23 protein-coding genes are annotated in these 24133 nt (G+C 49.7%); 2 read left to right on the top strand and 21 right to left on the bottom strand.

Annotated elements, in window-relative coordinates:
• The first annotated feature begins 198 nt into the window (after positions 1-198).
• Positions 199-744: a 1,2-dihydroxy-3-keto-5-methylthiopentene dioxygenase gene (locus ACX1C1_RS19155; protein WP_458953772.1), complete on the top strand. Its 546-nt coding sequence runs from the start codon at positions 199-201 to the stop codon at positions 742-744.
• An 82-nt stretch (positions 745-826) separates the two neighbouring features.
• On the opposite strand, the gene ACX1C1_RS19150 is transcribed toward ACX1C1_RS19155, so the two are convergent.
• The 4 genes from ACX1C1_RS19150 to ACX1C1_RS19135 form a co-directional block, all read right to left on the bottom strand.
• On the bottom strand, positions 827-1615 hold the full coding sequence (locus ACX1C1_RS19150) for an HAD family hydrolase (protein ID WP_458953771.1): 789 nt from the start codon (positions 1613-1615) through the stop codon (positions 827-829).
• Between the two features lie 22 nt (positions 1616-1637).
• Entirely contained in the window at positions 1638-2171 is a 534-nt protein-coding gene (locus ACX1C1_RS19145; protein WP_458953770.1) for a hypothetical protein, read from the bottom strand.
• Positions 2172-2378 (bottom strand): DUF896 domain-containing protein, encoded by a 207-nt coding sequence (locus ACX1C1_RS19140; RefSeq protein ID WP_458957727.1) that lies wholly within the window; start codon positions 2376-2378, stop codon positions 2172-2174. It abuts the gene before it with no gap.
• 258 nt (positions 2379-2636) lie between these two features.
• The gene (locus ACX1C1_RS19135; RefSeq protein WP_458953769.1) at positions 2637-3008 is read right to left on the bottom strand and encodes a LysM peptidoglycan-binding domain-containing protein; all 372 of its coding nucleotides are present in this window, start codon (positions 3006-3008) and stop codon (positions 2637-2639) included.
• A gap of 157 nt (positions 3009-3165) precedes the next feature.
• On the opposite strand from ACX1C1_RS19135, the gene lexA reads away from it, so the two are divergent.
• Positions 3166-3789: a transcriptional repressor LexA gene (gene lexA / locus ACX1C1_RS19130; RefSeq protein ID WP_458953768.1), complete on the top strand. Its 624-nt coding sequence runs from the start codon at positions 3166-3168 to the stop codon at positions 3787-3789.
• A gap of 65 nt (positions 3790-3854) precedes the next feature.
• Here the strand turns inward: lexA and ACX1C1_RS19125 are convergent, their stop codons facing one another.
• From ACX1C1_RS19125 to ACX1C1_RS19045, 17 genes are all read right to left on the bottom strand, one after another.
• Positions 3855-4457, bottom strand: a complete 603-nt coding sequence (locus ACX1C1_RS19125; RefSeq protein ID WP_458953767.1) for an acetylglutamate kinase — start codon at positions 4455-4457, stop codon at positions 3855-3857.
• Between the two features lie 163 nt (positions 4458-4620).
• A complete protein-coding gene (gene glnA / locus ACX1C1_RS19120; RefSeq protein ID WP_458953766.1) occupies positions 4621-5949 on the bottom strand; it encodes a type I glutamate--ammonia ligase in 1329 nt (442 codons plus the stop codon).
• A gap of 29 nt (positions 5950-5978) precedes the next feature.
• Complete coding sequence (locus ACX1C1_RS19115) at positions 5979-6389, bottom strand: MerR family transcriptional regulator (protein WP_458953765.1); 411 nt, start codon at positions 6387-6389, stop codon at positions 5979-5981.
• 61 nt (positions 6390-6450) lie between these two features.
• Positions 6451-7743, bottom strand: a complete 1293-nt coding sequence (locus ACX1C1_RS19110) for a methionine gamma-lyase family protein (RefSeq protein ID WP_458953764.1) — start codon at positions 7741-7743, stop codon at positions 6451-6453.
• 52 nt (positions 7744-7795) lie between these two features.
• On the bottom strand, positions 7796-8770 hold the full coding sequence (locus ACX1C1_RS19105; RefSeq protein ID WP_458953763.1) for an AAA family ATPase: 975 nt from the start codon (positions 8768-8770) through the stop codon (positions 7796-7798).
• Between the two features lie 99 nt (positions 8771-8869).
• Positions 8870-9538, bottom strand: coding sequence for a YdcF family protein (locus ACX1C1_RS19100; RefSeq protein WP_458953762.1), 669 nt, complete (start codon positions 9536-9538; stop codon positions 8870-8872).
• Complete coding sequence (locus tag ACX1C1_RS19095) at positions 9535-10092, bottom strand: DUF402 domain-containing protein (protein ID WP_458953761.1); 558 nt, start codon at positions 10090-10092, stop codon at positions 9535-9537. Before ACX1C1_RS19095 ends, ACX1C1_RS19100 begins: the two co-directional genes overlap by 4 nt.
• Positions 10093-10332: 240 nt before the next feature.
• Entirely contained in the window at positions 10333-10977 is a 645-nt protein-coding gene (locus ACX1C1_RS19090) for a peptidylprolyl isomerase (protein WP_458953760.1), read from the bottom strand.
• Positions 10978-11020: 43 nt separating this feature from the next.
• Entirely contained in the window at positions 11021-13462 is a 2442-nt protein-coding gene (locus ACX1C1_RS19085; protein ID WP_458953759.1) for a transglycosylase domain-containing protein, read from the bottom strand.
• 203 nt (positions 13463-13665) lie between these two features.
• Positions 13666-13911, bottom strand: coding sequence for an RNA chaperone Hfq (gene hfq / locus ACX1C1_RS19080; protein WP_458953758.1), 246 nt, complete (start codon positions 13909-13911; stop codon positions 13666-13668).
• The gene (gene miaA, locus ACX1C1_RS19075; RefSeq protein WP_458953757.1) at positions 13908-14942 is read right to left on the bottom strand and encodes a tRNA (adenosine(37)-N6)-dimethylallyltransferase MiaA; all 1035 of its coding nucleotides are present in this window, start codon (positions 14940-14942) and stop codon (positions 13908-13910) included. The genes hfq and miaA overlap by 4 nt, the downstream gene beginning before the upstream one ends.
• Positions 14935-15714 (bottom strand): class I SAM-dependent methyltransferase, encoded by a 780-nt coding sequence (locus ACX1C1_RS19070; protein WP_458953756.1) that lies wholly within the window; start codon positions 15712-15714, stop codon positions 14935-14937. Before ACX1C1_RS19070 ends, miaA begins: the two co-directional genes overlap by 8 nt.
• Complete coding sequence (gene mutL / locus ACX1C1_RS19065) at positions 15711-17798, bottom strand: DNA mismatch repair endonuclease MutL (protein WP_458953755.1); 2088 nt, start codon at positions 17796-17798, stop codon at positions 15711-15713. The genes ACX1C1_RS19070 and mutL overlap by 4 nt, the downstream gene beginning before the upstream one ends.
• Before the next feature lie 49 nt (positions 17799-17847).
• Positions 17848-20574: a DNA mismatch repair protein MutS gene (gene mutS / locus ACX1C1_RS19060; protein WP_458953754.1), complete on the bottom strand. Its 2727-nt coding sequence runs from the start codon at positions 20572-20574 to the stop codon at positions 17848-17850.
• Between the two features lie 162 nt (positions 20575-20736).
• The gene (locus ACX1C1_RS19055; protein ID WP_458953753.1) at positions 20737-21921 is read right to left on the bottom strand and encodes a putative amidoligase domain-containing protein; all 1185 of its coding nucleotides are present in this window, start codon (positions 21919-21921) and stop codon (positions 20737-20739) included.
• A gap of 455 nt (positions 21922-22376) precedes the next feature.
• Positions 22377-22946 (bottom strand): outer spore coat protein CotE, encoded by a 570-nt coding sequence (locus ACX1C1_RS19050; RefSeq protein ID WP_458953752.1) that lies wholly within the window; start codon positions 22944-22946, stop codon positions 22377-22379.
• 198 nt (positions 22947-23144) lie between these two features.
• Entirely contained in the window at positions 23145-24116 is a 972-nt protein-coding gene (locus tag ACX1C1_RS19045; RefSeq protein WP_458953751.1) for an aromatic acid exporter family protein, read from the bottom strand.
• Positions 24117-24133: the final 17 nt, after the last annotated feature.

Genomic DNA, 24133 nt, shown 5'->3' with positions numbered 1-24133 from the left:
ATGCCATTCAAGGCAATCCAAATACATTCCTATATTATAAATTATGCTTGCCTCATTCATTCGGACATGGATTCTTTGCAATAACCAATAGTTTAGCAGAATACCTATTAGCTGAAAAGGCTAGTCCATCGACAATCGTTCGCAATTGATTTATAATTATTATATCATTTAATTTCTATTGGAAAAGAGGGAATGCTCATGGCTGAAATTAGAATTCGCAACACGGAGCAACGCATTCAAGGAGAAGAGAACGTACGTGCGTTCCTCGAAAGTCAAGAAGTGTTATACGAACATTGGAACGCAGCCAAGTTGCCGGCGGAACTGCAAGATAAATTTGTATTGAGCGACGAAGAAAAAAGCTCAATCCTCGCAACTTTCGACGAAGAAATTCGCGATCTCGCTTCTCGTCGCGGTTATCAAACATGGGATTTGATTTCCCTGTCCGATGCTACCCCTAATCTCGATGAACTGCTCAAAAAGTTCGAAAACGTTCATACACATACGGAAGATGAGGTTCGTGCGATTACAGCAGGACGCGGTATCTTCATTATTAAAGGCACGGATGATGTTGGCTACTTTGATGTAGAGCTTGAAGCAGGTGACGTTATTTCTGTTCCAGAGCATAAACCACACTTCTTCACGCTGATGGACAACCGTCAAATCGTTGCCGTTCGTTTGTTTATCGAAACAGAAGGCTGGATTGCACATCCTTATGCGGATGCTCAATTCCAATCGAGCAACTAATCCACTTCCAATCATACGTAAGCCCCTCCTGCTACGAAGCAGCCGAGGGGCTTTTGTATAGGTTGCTATAAACTTCAAATCCTTATTGTTCGAGCAAGGTGAACAATTCCTCGAGGTTAGCGATCTCATGCGTAGGCACAATTTCATCATTGCGTACTGCACCGTGACGGTTAATCCAAACCGAAGTCATCCCAATGGTGTTAGCACCAAGAATGTCTGTCGTAAGCTTGTCTCCCACCATGATGCCATGCTCAGGCTCAATGCCGAGACGTTCCAACGCATGACGGAAAATTGGAGCTGCAGGCTTTCCTTGACCGAATTCGCCAGAAATGAGGATATGGTCGAAATAAGGAATAAGCTCAGGGACACCATCCAGCTTTTCTTTCTGTAGGTCAGGCGATCCGTTCGTCAATAGAAGCAGCTTGTATTTGCCTTTGAGCGCATCCAATACTCGGAATGTCTCATCATATACAATTGGACGGGAACGGCGTTCCGCCGGGAACTGCTCGGCTAACTTCGCGCCTAATGCCTCATCGTCTACTCCAAGGGCTTTGAGACCATTCGTCCACGCCGCCTTACGATAACCTGGAGCCAACTCCTGCAGCTGGCGAAACTCCGCTTGTTCGCCTGCCGTAAAGTTTGCCCACAATCCTTCGAATGGATTGATGCCGATCATCTTCGTGAATGTATACGTTTCATAAGACTCATACAGGGATCTTGCTTCTCTCCGTACAGCCTCCTCCAGCTCGTCCGGATTAACGCCGGTTGCAGCAGCGCCGGCCTCGCATGTGGCACGGAATGCTTCCTTTACACTGCGGTCATCCCACAACAATGTGTCGTCCAAATCAAACAATACCGCTTGCTTCGCCATTTCCCCATTCTCTCCCCAAACTCTATTTTTCTTCGAATAAAATACCGTGTGTCTGTGCGAACACTTTCATCTTGGAAGACATCGTTGCAGTGTCAAATCGATTCAGCATACGGGAAAATGTCCATCCGCCGCCCTTCTTGGGCAGAATGGTAACATATCCATCCTGAACTCGAATTGCGCTAATGTCCGCTACATTCAACCTTTTGTCTCCCATCATACGGCGTGATTGCACATAATCTTTGCCGATCTTGAGATAAGGCTTGCGGAAATAAAATAACGCCGCCAACACCAAATATGCGCCGATCGTCAGTAGATTCAGTGAATCCCAAGTGGTATCTGGACCCATCGAGCTCGTAGCAACAAACGCGCCGATGAACAATATCAGTAATATTGGCAACACATAGTTGCGCCCCGTAAGTCTGTCAGCCTTCTCCGCGTTCATCACGAGTTGGCCCGTGCCTTGTTTTTTCCTTTGTTTGTTAATGGTTGTCATATTTTTGCGTACTTTACGCTCCCATGAACGTGACAGATAAACTCCTCCTTCTCTTGCTTTCAATTAATGTTTTGTTCCGTTTCCATCTCCGTTTTCTTCATCTTCTACATATTTGATGGAATCAAGCTGTTGTTTGAAGTTGCTCTTAAAATTGTTTAAATATTGCTGACGCAGAACATCTCGTTCCTTCAGTTCTTCTTCATTTAATCCAACCGTCTTGTTCTTACGCGACAGCTCGTTAATTCGCTCAATCAACTTGTCGATATCCATATCTTTAGCCCCTTTCTCTAGATGCAAACATAATACTCCTACTTTGACATTTTCAACGTTGCATTGTCAAGGTGCAGCAGTCTGTATGGGCATAGTGTCAAAAAAACGACAAAAAGAACAACCACGTAAGCAGTTGCTCTTCATGCAGATATCAAATATATGAAGATACTCATAATTGGAAATACCTTGAGAATCATCTATTCGTACAAGAGCATATACGAGGCCATTGCTCATTGAATGTTAAACAAGTCATTCCTACTAGATCTCAGGAATGATCAATATCTGTCCCGGATGAATAGTCTCAGAACTTAAGCTGTTGCGATCCTTGATAGAAAACACCATATAACCGATATCGTTACCGTCTGTGTGATGACTCGCAATACTCCAAAGCGTGTCACCGCTTCCGACCGTAACCACCTGCTCGTTAACGCCAGCCGCCTCTACTTCCGTCCCCGATGCCTGTGTCACAAAGATTAGAAAGCTGCTAAAAACAAGGATGAATACCATAATACTAGCAACCATCTTAATTAGATGTTTTCGCAGAAACTGAAATCGAGCGGTTTCCTGAACTTCGACACGTCCTGTATATAAGGAACGGTAAGAGCTTGTACTTGGATTCATTATCATCATTATCAGCACCCCAAACATTTGTTCTGTTTTTAATTTAACACGAACAAACGTTTCCGTCAATAATAAATGCGAACATTTGATCCTCAGAACTTATGTTTGTACGAACGGCGGTTCTGTGCTATAATTTGACACAATAAGATGAATGGAGTTGATGAACGTGTCGAAGATTTCCAAACGGCAAAATTCGATCCTTGAATTTATAAAGCAAGAAGTTCGAGATAAAGGTTATCCGCCATCCGTAAGGGAAATTGCCGAAGCAGTCGGCTTGCTGTCCAGCTCGACGGTACACGGTCATCTGGATAGGCTGGAGAAGAAGGGATTTATACGTCGCGATCCTACGAAACCTCGCGCAATCGAAATTTTAAGCCAGGATGATAACGACAATGTCATTCATATGCCTGTCGCGCAAGTGCCGATCGTCGGTAAGGTTACGGCAGGTATTCCTATCACAGCGACGGAGAACATTGAAGATTATTTCCCGCTTCCTGCTCATTACGTCGGCGACAATAATAATGTTTTCATTCTTAATGTAATCGGAGAAAGTATGATCGAAGCCGGCATACATAATGGCGACTACGTCATCGTACGCCAACAGCAGACTGCAAACAATGGCGATATCGTCGTTGCAATGACCGAAGACGACGAAGCAACGGTCAAAACTTTTTATAAAGAGAAGGATCACATCAGGCTTCAACCGGAGAACGACACCATGGAGCCCCTGCGTCTGAGCAATGTTACGATACTCGGTAAAGTCATCGGACTTTTCCGCGATATTCATTAATGTAATTCGTTAGTATCATAATTGAAGGTCGGTAAGGGATGTTATCCCTTGCCGACCTTTTTGATTTAGATGAAATATGAAGGAAATTGCTTCAGTATGCCTCCAGTCATAACATCGGCCATTTCAAGTGCTTGCGGTTCAATCAAATCATTAGTAGCTATGTTCTTCGCATAATCTCCATCTAGCCTCGCGGTAACTTCTTCACTTAACAGTTTTAAATGATCATACATCATATGCTGCCAATCCGCTTTGGACCAGAATGGATTGATGCTGCTGAGCAACTCTGCAATTTGATCCGCGTTTATGAACCATCTTTTCTGAGCGTCCTCGGCCTTCACAGCATCTTGATCTCTTAGAGCGGCAACCAATTCTGCGGCGATCGTTAGATGCTCGGTGAACAATTTAACAAATTGATCTGCGACAACTGTTCCGTAAAGCGGAGCTAATATTTGCCCAAAATCTACAGGATTACGAAGCAATCGCTTGATCGTATCTTCTTGATCGGGATATTGGCCAACGATACTATTTACAGCCAATCTTGTCCAATAAATATGCTGCTCCCATAATGCACGAAGCGTTCTATTTAATTCAACTTTCGCGGGATTCCATACACATCCTACATCCTTTCGGATGAAGTAGTAAGGATAATAAGGGAAAAATCCGTACATGTTGAACACCTACTTTGTTTCTTACAGCATATGGACGCTTCATTACGTCGGTTACATGAGTCCAGGCTATTGATTATCCACCTCCGATTCGGAACAAAGAACAACAAAAAAGAGGCATCCGAAGAAGGATTAGTTCTTCGAATACCTCTTAGTTTCATCTATTTTAGTACAGGCTCAGGTACTGATCTCTTTCCCATTGGTGAACCTGCGTGCGGTACATATCCCATTCGATTTCTTTCAGCTCGTAGAAGTGCGCCAGAGCATGATCTCCAAGTGCTTCGCAGATAATGTCGCTGCGGAGCATCTCGTCGAGCGCTTCCTTAAGATCGACTGGAAGGCTAGGAATGCCAGCATCGATACGCTCTTCTTCTGTCATGATGTAGATATTACGATCCGTTGGAGCCGGAAGCTCGTACTGGTTCTGGATGCCGTCAAGACCTGCTTTAAGCATAACCGCAAGAGCCAAATATGGATTTGCCGCCGGGTCTGGATTACGGACCTCAACGCGTGTCGAAAGACCGCGTGACGCTGGAATACGAATCATCGGCGATCGGTTGCTCGCAGACCATGCAACGTAACAAGGTGCTTCATATCCTGGTACGAGACGTTTGTAAGAGTTGACAGTTGGATTCGTAATGGCTGCCATTGCACGCGCATGCCTCAGGATGCCCGCCATATAGTAACGAGCGGTGTCGCTTAGACCCAGCTTGTCCTTCTCGTCGTAGAACATATTCGTGTTATCTTGGAATAACGACTGGTGACAATGCATGCCGGAGCCATTGACTCCAAACAGCGGCTTAGGCATAAACGATGCATGTAAGCCATGAACACGAGCAATCGTCTTAACAACGAGCTTAAAGGTTTGAATTTGGTCAGCTGCTTTGATTGCATCAGCATATTTAAAGTCAATTTCGTGTTGACCAGGTGCAACCTCATGGTGAGAAGCCTCGATCTCAAAGCCCATCTCTTCCAATGTTAGAACAATCTCGCGGCGGCAATTCTCGCCTAGATCCATTGGGGCAAGATCAAAGTATCCGCCTTGGTCGTTTAATTCCGTCGTTGGTTCACCGCGTTCGTCTGTCTTGAACAAGAAAAATTCCGGCTCCGGACCAACATTCATGGCTGTATAACCAAGATCTTCCGCTTCTTTCAGCGCGCGCTTAAGAATGCCGCGCGGGTCGCCGGCGAATGGAGTGCCGTCTGGCATATAGATGTCACAGATCAATCTAGCAACTCGGTCTTGCGTTACCCAAGGGAATACAACCCATGTATCAAGATCAGGGTATAAATACATGTCAGATTCTTCAATCCGAACATAACCTTCTATAGAAGAACCATCGAACATCATCTTGTTATCGAGCGCCTTATCTAATTGGCTGACTGGGATTTCAACGTTTTTAATCGTGCCTAACAAATCGGTAAATTGCAAACGAATGAATCGCACGTTTTGCTCCAGCGTAATGCGCTTGATGTCCTCTTTTGTGTAACTCACAGAATCATCTCCTTTAGTCATTCTCGTCATTACCGTTTATTAAAGAAACGGGTTAATTGTCCTTCAATCATGGAAGGACGACCCGGTCTCTTCTCCAGCAATTGCTGTTTGAGCAGACGGTGAAGCTGCTGATCTGACAACTCGCGGCGCTTCACTTCGGATTGCTCGCTAACAATGGTGGCGTCGTCCGATTCTTTGGATACCGGATTCATGACCTGCTTGATACCGGCGATATTTACGCCCTTCTCTATCAAGGATTTGATTTCTAGCAGTCTTTCGACGTCATTAAACGAGAACAACCGTTGATTGCCTGCGGTTCTGGCAGGCACGATCAATTCGTGCTGCTCGTAATATCGGATCTGCCTTGCTGTTAAATCGGTCAGCTTCATTACGATGCCGATCGGGAACAAGGCCATATTTCTGCGTATTTCATCTGCCATGTCGCATCAACCTTCCAGTCGATCATTTATAGCTACATTGTATCCTCACGCCACAAATGTGTCAAGTTATGTAAGGTTTAATCACAATTAATCCGCTGTAAACCAGCTTCTCTAGCGCAGTCAGAACCCCATATTTGGCATGTCCGTACGTAAGCCCGCCTTGCATGTAGGCGATATACGGCTCCCTGATCGGAGCGTCTGCTGAAAGCTCGAGACTTCCCCCTTGCATAAACGTTCCTGCTGCCATAATGACAGGATTATCGTAACCAGGCATATCCCACGGCTCAGGAACAACATGAGCATCCACAGCTGCCGCCTGCTGAATTCCTTGTACAAATGCAATAAGCGGCTCGGCTTGTCCGAACTTAACAGCTTGTATCAGATCCGTTCTGGATTCGTTCCAAGCAGGTTTCGTCTCAAACCCTAATCTTTCGAACATCGCCGCGGCAAGAATACTGCCTTTAACCGCTTGTCCAACCATGTGAGGAGAAAGGAACAAGCCTTGATACAATGAACGCAGCGTCCCTAACATGGCGCCTACATCGCCTCCGATCCCTGGCGCGGTGAGACGATAGGATGCAGCTTCAACCAAGTCTTGCCTTCCGGCAATGTAACCTCCGGTCTCCGCAATGCCTCCGCCTGGATTCTTGATCAACGAACCCGCGATAAGATCAGCGCCTACATCGGTCGGCTCTTGCAGTTCTGTGAACTCGCCATAACAATTGTCGACGAAAATAATGAGATCCTTACGAATAGACTTCACTCGCCTAACGATCTCACCAATCTCCGCAACGGTGAAAGAGGCGCGCCAAGCATATCCTCTCGAACGCTGAACCCCGATTACTTTGGTTCGCTCCGAGATAGATGCTTCAATCGCAGCCCAATCGAGCCTGCCATCCGCCAGAAGATCGACTTCACGATAATTTATGCCGAAGTCCGCGAGCGATCCGGTACCGTCTCCTTTCTTGCCGATTACCTTATGCAGCGTATCGTAAGGTTTGCCCGTTACGTACACCAGCTCGTCACCGGGTCGAAGCACGCCGAACAAGGCGCAGCTAATCGTATGTGTTCCTGAAGCGAAGTGTGGCCTTACTAGCGCCGCCTCCGCTCCCATCACATCGGCATACACAAGATCCAGCACTTCGCGTCCTCTATCGTTGTACCCGTATCCGGTGGAACCTGAGAAGTGAAAATCACTGACGCCATGACGCTTGAACGCCTCAATAACTTTCCACTGATTGCGTTCCGCTATCCGTTCTGTCCGTTTGAACGCTTCGACTGCTTGGTCTTCGACTTGCTCAGCCAGACCCAGCAGTTGTTCCCATCTTTGACTATGCTCTAGTTGTTCGTTCATTACTTTATCGTACTCCCTTTTGTCGTCCTTAAACCTTAAACGAATGCGGTATTCATTGTAATTTCAAATCTTCTGGACGTATGGTCATCAGTTCGCCCTTGGCGGGAATCGAGTTTGAGTACTGGCCGATTAATCTCACCGCCTGGTGCCGGATCGCCTTCTCGATCGTATTACGTACAAACCTTGCGTTGCTGAACGAAAACATTTCGTTTTGTTTCTCTTGCATCAAATGCTGGCGCAGCTTAAATACGGTTTGCGGAAGCATGACATAATCACGTTCCTTCACCATTAGCTCGCCAATCTGCAGAAGCTGATCAACCGAATAGTCAGGGAATTCGATTTGAATCGGAAACCGTGACGGGAGTCCTGGATTCGTCATCAGGAACTGTTCGGTCTCAAGTGGATATCCGGCTAGGATCAGAATAAATCCGTTTCTGTGATCCTCCATCGCTTTGACAAGCGTATCAATGGCTTCTTTCCCGAAATCCTTTTCCCCGCCTCGCGCCAAACTATAAGCTTCATCGATAAACAAAACACCGCCTAAGGCTTTTCGAACCAAGTCCCTTGTTTTCTGTGCGGTGTGCCCGATATATTCGCCTACAAGATCGGCCCGTTCCACTTCGATCAAATGCCCTTTGGACAGCACGCCCATCTTCTGGAACAGCTTGGCGATAATTCTAGCAATCGTTGTTTTGCCTGTGCCGGGATTCCCTTTGAAGATCATATGATAAACTTGCGAACCGCCGAATAGACCCGCTTCCGTCCGCATCCGGCTAATGTACAACAATGCATAAATCTCATATACAAGCTGCTTGACGTTCTCCATGCCGATCATAGGCTCAAGTTCCTTCTGGATGTCAGCGAAATGATCAACAGCCGGAAGAGGCTTAACGGTCGGCAGCGGTTCGGCTTCCAGCGTATGTGCCGATGCGACGCTCGCTAATTCATTCGTTCTGAGTACCACGTTAATCTGCCGGGAAGGTCGGGCAGAGCCGTTGCCTGCTCCCGATATGACGTGACCATTCATCTGACGCATCACCTATCCTTTGTACGAAGGCTGTGGCGAATACTACCGCATTACAAGCTTATTCTCTCTTAAGGCGGCATATTAGCAGATTCACAGCAACTACTCAGGAGAGAGAACCCCTATTCGATAGAGAGCATATTCAAGCTTCCACTTAGAGTAGGCTAGCACCTCACGTGTATCATTAAAGAACCGATTGAGGACCCGCGAACGAACGCCAGTCACCATAACGGGATCATAACCGACATATGCGGCTATCTCTTGCGCGCGAGTAGCATGGTAATCATGTGTGATGACCAGGAAGCTCTCTACTCCACTTGCCCCGCCAAGCTCCATACTAAACAATAGATTCTGATAAGTGCTAGTCGATTTATTCTCCAGCAGCAGCTTGTCTTCAGGCAACCCTTTATCCATCAAATAATTACGCATTCCCTCCGCTTCAGACAAAGTCGAAGACAATCCTCCGTGTCCGCCGGACAAAATGAGCACATCAACTGCTCCATCTTCGTACAATTGCAAAGCGTAATCCAATCTTTCCTTAAGCGCAGGACTCGGTCTGTCGTTCCATAAAGCAGCGCCAAGAATGATGCCGGCATCGGCGTGCATGCCAGCCTTGAAGGAAGAGGTATGGTGATTGATTAGCCATGCAACATACCCGCACCATATTAGTAACGCAATCAGCATAACGACGATTAGACGAAACAGGAGCAGCCACGGACGCCTGGAAGACTTCCTCCGGCGCGTGTTGCTCCTACGCTTGACGGCCATCATGATTCGCTTAGTTCCCCCGTTCGCTCCAAGAGACTTTTGCGATGTTTGAGACTTAATGTGAAATAACGGAATCTGCCATTACGGATACTCGACAACAGCCTGCCTGCGGTTTTGCGTGCAAGCGCCGCATCCTTGCCTGACACTGCACCTTGTCTTAATGCATCCTCCAGCTCATCTTCGTCCATCAAATAAACTTCACCACTAGGCAATACGACGACATCCAGATACAAATCATCAAACCAAGGTACCTGCTGATCCGTTAAGCCTTGCGTCTTGCACACGTCGATATACCATTGTACAACGCGGCCCTTATCATCGAACATCGTGGTCACGACAAAATGCTCACCTTTAGGAAAGTGCTGCATCCATAAGTAACCACGGTCAGCCAGGCAGAGCCTCCGTCCGTTATATTCCTTCCAGAGAGGCTCCCGCAGCTCGTGGATCCGATAGAAGGTGACGAGTCCTCTAAATTCGTCTCCGTCAAGCGCCAGGCAAGAGTAGCTTCTTCGCAGTATTCGGCGCCAGTTCGCGCGATCGGAAAATTTTCTCTTCATACGGAACGTACCTTTCCGTTCATTTAGGAATGACTACCGCCCACGATTCGGGACGACTCTGCGTTCACATGGAACACTCCTATAGAAAAAGATTACCATAACTTAACGTCCATCTCCAGCGCACCAGAAAAATAAACCAAGCATTCCCATCTCCCGAGGCCCTCTAAGGCTTATCCTGTCTACCGTAAAGGTAATAAAAAACGGCTCCTGCAAGGTTATTCCCTGCAGAAGCCGCTTCGATTAACTTGATACAATGTTTATCCCTACGATCTTGACTTCTTCTGTTGGCACTCCATTCTTAACTGGTGTTTCCGCGATTGCTTTGACAACCTCCATACCTTTAACGATATTTCCGAATATTGTATAATTCGGCTGCCTGTTCAGGTTTGAGGCATCTGGTCCCGTGCAGATAAAAAATTGACTGCTTCCGGAATCAGGTGTGCCAGTATTAAACATCGCGACGACACCTTCCTTATAGGTCGATTCGATATCGAGCTCATCCGGAATACGATACCCCGCATTTCCCGTCCCGTTTCCTTTGGGATCACCGGTTTGGATCATAAACGCTTCGATGATGGAGTGAAACTTCAAACCTTCGTAGAAACCTTCATTGGCTAAGAAAACAAAGTTATTAACCGTTACTGGCGCCTTCTTCGTCAACAAACGAATTTCGAAGCTGCCTTTCGTTGTTTCGACGACAGCTTTGTAGCTTCGATCAAGGTCAATCGACATCTCAGGCATCCTGCTCCAGCTAATTGTCTTCGGTTTGCCGTCTTGTGCTTGTGCGGCAAGGTTGTTATTACCGGAACCGCAGCCCGTCAATAAAAGGATGATGCATAGCAGCACAATTGCCGCTTCTTGGAGTCTGGTCAATCGTATGAACATTTTCTACCACCTATTCCGTGATGGAGAGGTTCTGAACAAGCTATTACGTTCCCTCGGAAGTGGGTTCAATAGCCGCTTCTCCACCTTGATTGGTATCCGCTGACGGCGTTGGTGTCGTTGTCGGGACCGGCGTTTCTTCGCCGCCCGATCCTGGATCGTCCGTGACTGTACCGCCGTCTTCACCGCCATTGTCCGGTGGAGGCGACGCGCCATCCGGGTCTGGTGTTACGGTAGGAACGGGATCCAGAGGTACATCTGGTGTTCCCAGGTCCACTTCAGGCACTTCAATACGTATCTTCTCGGATGGTTCACTTGACAAGTTGCTCTTGGTGTCGAGGGCAACTACGTAATAATCATACGTCATTCCTGGGAAAATACTCATGTCCGTGACCCCAGTGTTATCGCGCGTGTCAAACAACTGATACTCCGTTTCGTTAAGCTCTTTGCGGAAAATCTCGTACGTAACGTCCGGTTCGGGACTTGCATCCCAGCTTAGATCAACTCGAATTTCATCAGGGTTGTATGTTGCAGTAAAGTTCAAGATTTGTGCTGGTGCTTTATCTTCCTTGGTACCGCTAGGCTGCTTGAAGCTGCCTTGCGACACACCCTTCATAGCCGGCTTCATCACTTTAGCGAACAATTCCGCTGCCTTCGATCCGCCTGTGTGAAGGAAATGCTTCATATCCGTCTTATCGTATCCCATCCAGACAGCTGCTGTCCACTCCGGTGTATAACCTACAAACCAAGCATCCTTAATCCCATCTCCAGAATATCCTTTGATGCCATGCTGGGTCGTACCCGTCTTGCCTGCTACTGGACGGTCGATAGCTGCTTTGCTGCCCGTTCCGCCCTTCTCGACGACTGACAGCATCATCTCAGTCAAATACCATGCCGTCTGCTGTGACATAAGCTGCTTGGATTCAGGCTGCTTGTAGTCATAGTTATAATTTTTCCCTTCAATCTTCGTGATCGAATGCGGATCAACCGACTTGCCGCCGTTCGCCATGACGCTATATGCCGTTGCCATCTGAAGCGGCGATGCACCTTTCGTCAACCCGCCAAGCGCAAGCGCTAGGTTCATATCGTCGTTCTCCAGCTCCAGACCAAGCTTCTTGGCGAAGGCTGCGCCGTTCTTCACGCCAATTTGGTTAAGCATCCAGACGGCGGCGAGATTGCGAGAGTCCTTAATGGCTTGCTGCATCGTAACGGGAGTTGCTCCCCAACGATCCGTTGGGCAATAATTCGAGAAACACTTCTTGTCGTTAGTAAGCTCCGTCCACGGGAAGTAATCGCCGCTCTCAAGCGCCGGGGCATACGAAACGATCGGTTTGATCGCAGAACCCGGTTGACGATATTTGGTTACCCGATTCCAGCCCTTCTTGACGTAATCCCGACCTCCAGCGAGCGCCTGAATCTCGCCATTGCGATGATCGATGATAATCATGGAGCCCTGTACGATTTGTTCATCTTCGCTTTTCTCAAAGTTATCATCATTATCGAATTGTTTGTCTACCGACTGCTGAGCCTGCTGGTTCAATGTCGTATAGATCCGAAGTCCGCTGACGCGCAGCTCTTCTTCTGTCAGCTTGGTCACTTCCATCGCTTCCTCGATAACGAAGTCCACATAAGCTGGATAGGAGCCAGACTTGAATTGTTCCTGGCTTTCCGGAGCCTCATAAACAACCGCTTTGGCCTCGATCATCTGCTCTTCCGTAATGTACTTTTGTTGATACATCAACTGCAGCACGACCGCGCGGCGATTCATCGAATCTTCAGGATTGTTGATAGGGTTATAACGGTTAGGCGCCTTCGGCATTGCCGCAAGCGTCGCAGCCTGCCATAACTCCAGATCCTTAAGCTCTGCATCGAAATAATAATCTGCAGCAGCTTTTATTCCATGTATCCCCTTGCCGAAGTAAATCCGGTTCAAATACATGGCCAATATTTCGTCCTTGGTCATTTGCTGCTCAAGCGCAACGGCAATTGAAGCCTCCGTCGCTTTACGGAAAAACGTTTTGTCAGCGGTCAAAAACACGTTTTTGGCCAGCTGTTGTGTAATGGTGCTGGCTCCTTCAACTGCGCTGCGTGCGATAATATCCTTCACAACGGCACGGCCGATCGCCCAGAAGTCCAGTCCAGAATGACTGTAGAAACGCTCATCCTCCGTTGCTACGATGGCATTAAGCATATTTTCGGGAATTTCGTTAAACTCGGCTACTTCTCGATGATCCATCACATCATAGAGACGCGAAATCTCTTCTCCCTTGGCATCATAAATAATCGAGGCTTCACCGAACTCAAGCTTGCTCCCATGCTCCTCGAGCAGCCTTTCGCCGTTGAGAATGATTAACAGATAACCGATGACTCCGCATACAATTCCGATTACGATAGTAAAAAATAATCCATAGAACCAGGCTCTGCCTGATATCTTTTTGCGTCTCTTACCTTTAGACGTCTTGGCCCTTGTTTTCTTTTGTTCAGCCATGGTGAATCCCTCCTGCACTCCCTTAATACTCTTCTCCCAATACCGCGATGGGAAGCGAACTTTGTTTGATCAACTTCCTTTAGAATGGACAAAAAACGGTAAAATGAAACGACAAGAGCAACCCATGTGAGCGGGTTGCTCTTGCTTGCCGCTATCTAGTTTAACGTACCGTTCTATAAGAAAGTTTCATGCGACTCTGTGAACTAGACCTCGGACTGGGAGTTGTCCTGCTGCATGAGAGATACATTTCGCTGTGGCACAAAGGTTGAAATGGCATGCTTGTACACCATTTGTTGTCTGCCTTCGCTATCGATAATAATCGTAAAATTATCGAATGCTTTGATAACGCCGCGAATTTGGAAGCCGTTCATCAGAAATACGGTAACTGGAATATTGTCTTTGCGCAACTGATTCAGGAATGTATCTTGAATATTGATCGTTTTGTTCATTGGACGTTACCCCCGTCTTTGGAAGATTGGTTAGTATGATATTCAAGATGTTCTTGAAACTTTCCTGCTATTATAGCATGAATTGCATTTAAATTGTTGTGAAAATTTTCCCCTGCGTCGAACCAATGGATATCCTTCATGTGCCTAAACCATGATAATTGCCGTTTCGCGAACCTTCTCGTGTCCCGCTTCAGACGTTCAATAGCCGCTTCGCGCGAGCAATTACCTTCCAAATAATCGAATATTTCCTTATACCCTAGCGCCTGCATGGGTACGGCATGTAAGGAGCTCATCTGATGAAACAGCCTTTTGACCTCATCTTCTAATCCTTGAAGGAGCATTTCGTCGATACGTGCTTCGATACGCTGATATAAGTCAGCCCGATCCAACGACAATCCGATTATACATAATTCGTAAGGTGATTCTTTTTTCTGTCCGGCCTGCTGCTCGGAGAAGGTCTGACCAGTGAGATGATGCACCTCGAGTGCTCGAATTACCCTTCGCACATCGTTGTGATGCAGCCGCTGAGCCGCATCCGGATCAATAACTGCCAATTTGGCATGGAGTGCCTCAGCACCATGATTAGCGGCGTATGCTTCCTGCTCCGCACGAAACGTTTCGTCCCAACCATTATCCGCAAACTCATAGTTATAACATAATGACTCGATATAGAGGCCCGTCCCTCCAACAATAAAGGGCAGCTTCCCTCTCGATGCAATATCATCGATTGCTGCTCGTGCGCCGGCCTGGAAGTCGGCAGCCGAATAAGGCTCTTCTGGACTGCAGATATCGATCAAATGATGCGGAATGCCCTCTCGCTCCTCTAGCGGCAATTTCGCGGTTCCGATATCCATCCCCCGATAAACTTGCATGGAATCCCCAGAAATGATCTCCGCATTCCACGCTTTGGCGAGCGTTAAGCTAAGCGCAGTCTTGCCAACAGCTGTAGGTCCAATCAGCACAAGCAGCGGCTGACGTTTCTGCACAGGCTGCACTTCATTAGGCAGCCCGGACCCTTGTTCCTCATTCAACTTGTATCACTCCATATGCGATTTTCGACGTATTGACATGTCTCCGCTCGAAGCCGAGCCGCGCAAATTCGTCGCTTCTTTGATGTTCCTTCAACATGACGGTTCTCCGAGCGACACGTTTCGCTTGCTCCACAACCTCCGGAGTCAAAGCATCCATATTAGCTATCGAGCGGAATGATCCTATAGCAGATGATTCCATGATTGGGTGTCTGAACATCGGATCGAAATAAACGATATCCGCGCTGTTATCCGGTTGCCCCGCCAGAAAACGACCATGATCGCCGCAAGTCAGCGCGATGCGCCGCATCGCGGCATCTACATCCACTAGTCCGGTCTCATAGGCAGCTAATCCTTCGCGCACAACCGCACATAGGATCGGTTCGCTCTCGATGGCCAAGACCTTTCCAGTAGCGCCAATAGCATACGAGAAAATTAACGAATCCGCCGCCATGCCTGCCGTACAATCAATAATTGTGTCGCCTGGGCGACAGCCAGAGATGTCGATCATGGGGTCACTTTCTCCCTTGCGCAGCCGTTTCACACGTACAAAGGCCATGCTGGGATGGAAGTAGAGCGGCGGTGACTCTTCGTTATCGTAGAATCGAATTTCATTCTCCGTCACAATAAGAGCTCGGTGATCCTCGCTCTGTGCGAGCAGCTTGCGAACAGATGCCCCCCGCCGCGACATGTATACGGCTAACAGCTCGTTCGCTAGCCGTTTAGCTTGTTCGATCGTTCTTCCAGACGGCGAAGGAGCTGTAGTCACAATCATGACATCACCCTTTTGAACATTTTCTCTAGCTGATAGGTGGAGAGATGGACAATAATCGGTCTGCCGTGCGGACAAGTATATGGTTGATTACAACGAGACAGCCTTGCGAGCAGAGCATCCCCTTCTTCACGTGTCAAACGATCATTTGCTTTGATCGAGGCTTTGCACGAGCACATAATGGCCGCTTTCTCGCGCAGCTTCGTAATATTGATAGACTTGCGCTCCTCGATCAGCAGGTCCGCCATCTCTTCCAAGAGCGCTTGTTCATCGCCTTGGGGGAACCATTCCGGATAGGAGCGCACGAGGAACGTCTGGGTTCCAAATGGCTCTACTTCCACGCCTGCTTCGGCAAATAGAGATATACATTCACGCAGTTGAGAGGCCTCACCTGCTGTAAATTCTAACGTCAAAGGCACAATTAACCCTTGGCTTGCAGCTACAGGATTCCCAAATTTATGAAGATAATATTCATAATTTATACGTTCGTGCGCGGCATGCTGATCGATCAAATATAAACCTTCATCCGACTGGGCGACTATATAAGTACCGTGGTGTTGACCGATCCAGTGCAGTTCAGGGAACTTGCCATCGGACAAAAGGCGTTGGCGATCATCGGATACTTGCGAAGCAGCAGCCGGTTCCCGAACGGCCGATACAGAGTCGCCGGAAGCAGACGGTCTCGCGTATAACCGCTCCGTAGCGTCCTTCGGCACATAAGTTGTATCTCGATCATTCCATGTACGTTCTAGTGATCCAGAATCATATCTACCTGCACGTTGCGGCGCAGAAGAACCACCCTGTACATTCGGCAATTTTGCAACATTCGGCTTCGTCAATCCAGTATCATAATGATCTTCGGATGACTCTCCGGATAACAAATGACTTTCTTCGATTATAGCCGCAGGTTGCTCGTTCGGAGTCACCGTAGGATCTAACGGTAATGGTATAGGAGGCGGTTCCGGCAACGGATGTTGTTCAGTTAACTCTTCATTTGACTCCTCTAACCTGTTCTTGATATGGAAGGAGATTGTATCCTGCACATATGCAGGCCCCTCCCGTTCGCGTCTCGCACCGCTCGACGGTCCTGGAATATGGCGCATCCCGCCAAGCTCCGTTTTGACGGCACGCTCGATAAGGGCACGAAGCTCCGTTTCTTTGCTGAATCGGACCTCCATCTTCGAAGGATGCACATTGACATCCAGCAACCCGGGATGCATGCCGATCTCGATGACGGCAAGTGGGAATCTGTTAATCGGCAACAACGTGTGATACCCCTGCAGGAGGGACTGATTGACAGCGTGGCTTCTTATATATCTGCCATTTACAACAACGGTAATGCCATTGCGATTCGCACGGGTTAATTCCGGTTTCGAAATGTAGCCTGTTAACTCATAATCGGCATCCGATGCCGAAATGGGCAGCATAGCCTTCGCGACGCTCGTCCCGTATACAGCCGCAATAACCTGTAAACGATCACCCGTACCAAGTGTTCGCAGCAATACGCTTCCGTTGTGTTTGAGCGTAATCGCAATACCCGGATGAGCTAGCGCGACTCGATTCATATAATCGGATATATGTCCAAGCTCCGTCTGGATGGACTTCATATATTTGAGCCGGGCGGGTGTATTATAAAATAGATCTCGTATCGTCATATCCGTGCCCTGCGGCGCATTGGCAGGCTCGACTGAAGTTGTCGTTCCCCCGTCGATGACAAGACGGCGTGCCAACCCGCTGTCATCTGTCGCCGACACGCAATTTAAGCGTGAAACTGCCGCGATACTTGGCAGCGCCTCGCCTCGAAAGCCTAAGCTGGCAATTCGAAAGAGATCGCTGCTAGTGGCGATTTTACTGGTGGCATGACGCTGAAACGCGGTAGGCAAGTCGTCTCCTTCAATCCCGCCGCCGTTGTCGACAACTCGAATAAGCGACAATCCGCCTTCTTCGATGGTGACGTCGATGGAGGTGCTTCCGGCATCCACCGCATTCTCGACAAGCTCCTTCACGACTGATGAAGGTCGTTCTACCACTTCACCAGCCGCAATCTGGTTGGCTAGCTGCTCGTCCAACACTTTAATTCTGGCCATATGATGTTCCCTCCCTTCGATATGCATAACTGATCTATATCCATAATCGTTATTCTCTCAGCTTGCCTTTCATATCGTTCAACCACTGCATCGCTTGCATTGGCGTCATATTAAACAAGTCGAGCTTCCGGAGCTCTTCTGCAAGTTGTTCGGCTTTGGGCGATCCTTTGCGCTTGTTAGTTTCCTGAGGGGCTGCGGATTCTTCGAACATAGCCAGCTGGACAATCGGCCCGGATTCTCTGACGCTAACCGGTGCTGATTGCTCGACTTGAGCGGCAGAGGCCATCTCCGAATAACCAGCAACAATTGGTGCGGCTGTATGCTGAGCATTAACCGTTTCTTTTCCCGCCGAACGACTCGACTCAGCCATGTTGCTTGACTCTTCAAACTGCTCTGTTTCCTCAAGCAGCTCATACGCTCGTCCAATAATCGATTGCGGCAATCCAGCAAGCTGAGCGCAATAGATCCCGTAACTTGTGCTCGCAGCTCCGGCAACTAGTTTGCGAAGGAACGTCACATCATCTCCGCTTTCTTCGACGGCCATTCTGGCATTGGCAAGTGCCGGGAGCGATTGTTCCAAATGTGCCAGCTCGTGGAAATGTGTCGATACTAGCGCCTTGCAGCCGATATGATGATGGACGTATTCGATAACCGCTTGGGCAATTGCCATGCCTTCGGCTGTCGAAGTGCCGCGACCGAGTTCATCGATAATAACGAGACTGCTCGCCGTCGCTTTTTCGGTCATAATTTGGATGTCTTTCATCTCGACCATAAAGGTACTTTGACCTCCGATGAGATCATCCGCTGCGCCAATCCTCGTAAAGATCCGATCAATTAGCGGAATTGCAGCTGATTTCGCCGGCACAAAGCAACCAATCTGCGCCATGATACAGATCAGTGCCGCTTGACGCATGTAGGTGCTTTTACCTGCCATGTTAGGGCCTGTTATCAAGGTAATCCATTCGGCATCACGGCTAAGACTTGTATCATTACTAATAAACGGCGTACCGTCCATCATGGCCTCTACGACGGGATGACGTCCATCCTTAATCTGCAGATCATACGATTCGGACACGATTGGCCGAGTGTATCTGCGTTCGGCGCTTACTGTTGCCATAGACTGGTACACATCCAGCTCCGCGATCATCTCGGCTGCACGCTGCAGTCGGTGAAGATGCAGAGCGAGTTGATCTCGCAGCTCGATAAATCTAGCATATTCGAGATCGACCATTTTGTCCTCGGCTTCGAGAATGAGCCGCTCCTTCTCCTTAAGCTCAGGCGTCACGAACCGTTCGGCGTTCGCAAGCGTCTGTTTGCGTTCATAACGACCCTCGGGCAACGATATGAGATTAGCTTTGGACACTTCCAAATAATAACCGAACACTTTGTTGTAGCCGATCTTGAGCGACTTAATGCCTGTCGCCTCTCGCTCCTGCCGCTCCAGCTCCGCAAGCCAGCGTTTGCCGTTCGTGCTCGCTTCGCGCAGACTATCCAGATAGTCATCGTAACCAGCCCGGATTAAACCACCTTCCCTGATCGTGACCGGCGGCTCGTCCACCAGCACGGTTTCGATCATCTCCGCCAGATCGGAGCAATCGTCCGCTCCCTCAACCAACTCTTGCAGCACAGTCGAGCCGGAAGATTGGCATAGCTCGGTCAAGCTCGGTATTCGTCGCAGTGACGACTTGAGCGCAATCAGATCGCGACCATTCGCATTGCCATAAGCAACACGGCCGACCAGACGCTCCAGATCGTATATAGGCTGAAGCTCAGCGCGAATATCTTCGCGCAAGATCAGATTGCGATACAGTGTCTCTACCGCATCCAGCCGCCTGTTAATCGTGGTGCTGCTGAGCATCGGCTTATCAATCCAGCGACGCAGCAGGCGCGCTCCCATCGATGTGCCGGTACGGTCGAGCAACCAGAGCAACGAACCGCGTTTACTTCGGTCTCTCACCGTCTCCGTTAGCTCCAGATTACGGCGCGTATAATGATCCAGAATCATATATTGATTCGGCTCATAAGCCCGAATATGTCTAATGTGAGATAAGGAACGTTTCTGTGTTTCCTCCAGATAACCTGTCATTATGCCCAGCGCGATCACTCGTGCATCCGAGCCTGACAAACGCTCCAGCTCCTCGGCCCCGAATTGCTCTATAAGCTGCTCGCGGTTCATCGGAGCACGTTCCGTTAGCGGCACGGTTCTTGTCCATGCAGATGCATCTCCAAGCTGGCTCAAGATTCGTCCTTCGCCTACCACTTCGGCAGGAACGTACACATTAAGTTCGTCCACAAGCGCTTCGAGATTGTCTGGGAACGAAGTGACATACAGCTCGCCGGTTGACAGGTCACAAGCAGCAAGACCAATAACGCCGCGTACGCTCGCGACCGCCGCTATAAAGTTGTTCGTCGAGCCGTCGAGCTGCTTGGATTCCATAACCGTGCCAGGTGTTACGATCCGGACGATCTCTCGCCGTACAACCCCTTTGGCAGCTGCGGGATCTTCGACCTGCTCGCAGATCGCGACCTTGTACCCCTTCTCGATCAAACGGTTAATATAATTATCCGCCGAATGATAGGGAACCCCGCACATCGGTATTTTGGCCGCGCCGCCGCCTTCTCGACCCGTTAATGTAATCTCCAGCTCTCTGGACGCGTTTATAGCATCGTCAAAAAACATCTCATAGAAATCACCTAGTCGGAAAAACAGGAATGCGTCCTTCGCCCCCTCTTTGACCGACAAATATTGCTGAATCATCGGCGTATAACCAGTCACCGCATTCGCCCCCTGCATCTATATTCGTTTCATGAGCCGACTTCGCTCATTCTTGACAGCCTGTTGAACACCAGACCTCTATTATATCAAGAGGAGCAGGGGCGCGCTATAACCTGTCACGCGGCGGTCTGAGGTTGCTCCTTTCGTTCTCGCGTAGAGCTATTATTGAAAACGAATGCGCCACTTTAGGCGTATATCCGCTCCTTCGTCCCATGTTTTGCCTTGACGTATTGCGTCGAACAGCGGATCAATGAAACAAGCTAGTTCCCTGTAGCTGTCCGTTGCGGCAATGCTCCCCGCAACATCGTCCAAACAACCGGCTAGCTCCGTGCGGTCGCCGGTATAATACGCCTCCACGAAGCGCTCGTCGTCTGCGGGCACGCGAGAGAGCGCAAGTGCTTCGCGCGCGCACAGCAGCGCCAGCGCGAAAGCGGCTTTGGCTGCAGCGGGCGAGACGAGCCAGCTCGGCAGCGTCCGATATTCGAACCCGCCATGCGGCTGCAGCCTATAGTCCCCGAGTACACCGTACCGGGGACGCCGGCCGCGCCCGGCGGGGTCCTCCACCAGCGCGAGCGGATACGCCGCGCAGCTGTCGAGTAGGCGGAGCAAGCGCCCGGTAAGCGGCGCTCCGCTGATGTGGATGTGCCCGCCGAGCGCAAGCCCCGGCACGGGCATACCTCCGGCGACCCAGCGCAGCGTGGGGTCGCCGACCTTGGCTGCGGCGCGCGCCAGCAGGCGCCGCACGTTCGCGGCCAGCGCGGCCGGGTCCTCGGCCGGCGCGGGCCGGAGCTCGGCGACGGGGTACAGCACCCGTCGCCCTACGCGCATGGCGTCGGCGCCTGCTGCGCCGCCGACGCCGAAGCCGAAGAACCGCGATGCCTGCGCGACCTTGCCGCTCGGCATCAGCAGCACATACTCCGGGTCGGCGCCAAGCAGCAGCCGCCGAACCGGAGCTGCTGAGTTCGCCGCATGTTCGGCGGCGAACCGCGTCAGAGCCTCCGCTTGCCGGCGCTTGTCGCGCAGCTGCGGATAGACGGCACGGACGGCAATGCGGCCGTCCGAGCCAAGGGCGACATCCGCCTCTCCGAGATCGAGGCGAAGCGCATAGAGAGCCCGCGCTGCGGCCCTTGCGACGGCTCGCATTGGCGCCTCTGCCGGCCAGCCCAGCACGGCGCGTTTGCCGCCGATGATCGGCGGCTCCATCCACTCGCCCATTCGCTCGCCGCTGCGAGGATGCAGCCGTGTTATGCCCAGCGGCTCCAGATGGAACATCAATACGCGATATAGTCGCTCATCGGGCAACACCTCGGCAACGCCGAGTCCTGCTCGGCGAAGTCGACGTTTCATCTCGCCCTCTCCAAGTCCCCTGAGAATCCCCATTCCATCATGAAGCAGCCAGGCACCGCCAACTTCCTCTTGTTTGATGACTCGATCCGAAGTCAACGCAACAACAGCGTCACCCCGCCGAGGATTAACCGAAGCTTGACTCCCTCTTCCCTCCTCTCCTCCAAGCTCGAAATTCGACGATGACCAACCATATAGCTGTCGCTCCACGCCGTCGTCTGCAGCCGAACGAAGCGGATACGCTATCGTATCCGCTTCCAGGCGACGAGGCCGCATGGCGCCGTCCTCCCATACCCATACGCTCCCCATACGCCTCATCACCTTTCGTATAACAGTGTTCAGCCTACCCAGCTTCCACTGCCCCAAACTTGTAAGCCCAAAAAAAAGACGAGGGCTTTCGCCCTCGAATTTGCCGATTAGCCGGCATATAATGACGTATCCGCTAGCACGGATCTTCCTTAAAGCTCGTCGTCCAACAAGTCGGGGTCCAAATCCTCGAAGTCGCCATCATCGTCGCCGAGGCTGAAGTCCAAATCCTTGTCATCCAGGTCGCTGCAACCACCTGGAACTACCGCTACACAAACCTTCGTCTCGGCAATCATCTCCACCGCAAACTCACGCTCTACGCGAACAACGACTCCAGTGCCATTCGTCGAAATATTAGCTTCGATGCAATTAGGCTCTTGCAGCACCTCGGCGGATACTTCCTCAGTCGAGACCCTGTGTTTCGGATCCACATACGAGAGAGGAACATTTTCGACGAATTGTACGGATTCCTTAGCTACGTCAGTTTGCGAGTTTTTGTTGTACGAATACCAAATGTTGATATCGTAAGTACCGATAACCTCAATACCGTCGCCCGAACGAACCGCTTCATACTGATGGTTAATAATCCATGCGCCCAGAATACTGGTCGGATGGTGAGGCGGAGTCACGGTATGGGTTACAGTTGAAAACTTACGACCTTTGCCGCAGACAGCTTTTGTAATGATCTCTCTGCACTGAAGCTGTTTATCTGCAATAGTCATTCAATTAACCTCCTCCATACAATCATTCAATTAAAGTGTATGCAGTTCGTAGGCGTTTGTTGATTAAACGAGTCATAACAAACAAATTTATTTTGTCTGTCTCCTGCCAGGCGCCAATCCCCGCAGGGAACGAGATTAGCCGACCTTCAAGCTGCTGTTTGCTTCATATATATTCGCAAGCCGGACGAAATATGTTCATCATTGGCTTTCACCCGTGACCTGCTCCGATTTTTTCTTGAGTCGCTTCGCGATGACGAGGTAGCGATCCACCTCATGCAGGAGCGTCAGCAGCGCTGCTCGAATTTCGAATTCCTCACGCGTCTTGGGAAGCTCCATCTGACGAAATGATCCCATAAGCGTAAACACCTGCTGCTCAGCAACACCTACATAAACCTCTGCTTTGACATCATCCGATAAGCCGTTGAGCAGCTCAGCAATCAGCTCTCCTTGCGGCCACTTCTCGTACACGAGTGCAAGCTCGGCAATCATCTGCTGGATCGTCTCAAGCTGCTGCCTGCGCATCTCGAAGTACGTCGGCCAATAGGGCACATTATTCCACATTAGCCGGTTCTCCCGATGACGAACAGAAACGCTGGTCCCCGCTTCAATGGATCGATGCGCGATTAATAACTCGCTGCCGTCCCACACATGAGCAGGATCTCGAAGCGTAAGAGCCATCTCCCGAAATATCGCGCTAAAACATTCTTCGACCTCAGAACGTTTGGCCAGAAGCTCTTCTTCTTCCTTCGGCATATAAACAAGATTAATAATGGTTGCCCAGCCTAAGCCAACAAGCAACAGCATAATTTCGTTCCCGATAATTTGAACGTCCACCCGGCTATGATCGAAGAGATGGAATACGATAACAGAGCTCGTGAGCACCCCTTCCTTGAGCTGCACGCGAGCAAGCACAGGGAAGGTCGTCAAGATAAAGATCGCAAGCACCCAATAGTGAAAACCGAGCAATGTAAATATTAATGAAGCGAAAAAAAGACCCAGCACCGAAGCAAGAAAACGGTTAAAGGCGCTTTGCAACCCCCTTTTCCGTGTTACTTCAACGCCGAGTATGGCGAGGATACCTGCCGACAACGGCGGCTGCAGCCCCAAATAATAAGCCGTATAGATAGCAGCAATTGCTGCCAATGCCGTTTTGACCACGCGAATGCCCATAGCATGCCCCTCGAATC

The organism is Paenibacillus sp. strain BS8-2 (genome assembly GCF_054483835.1).
Note: the sequence above shows the minus strand (reverse complement) of the source record. Positions and strands in the feature narration are given on the sequence as shown.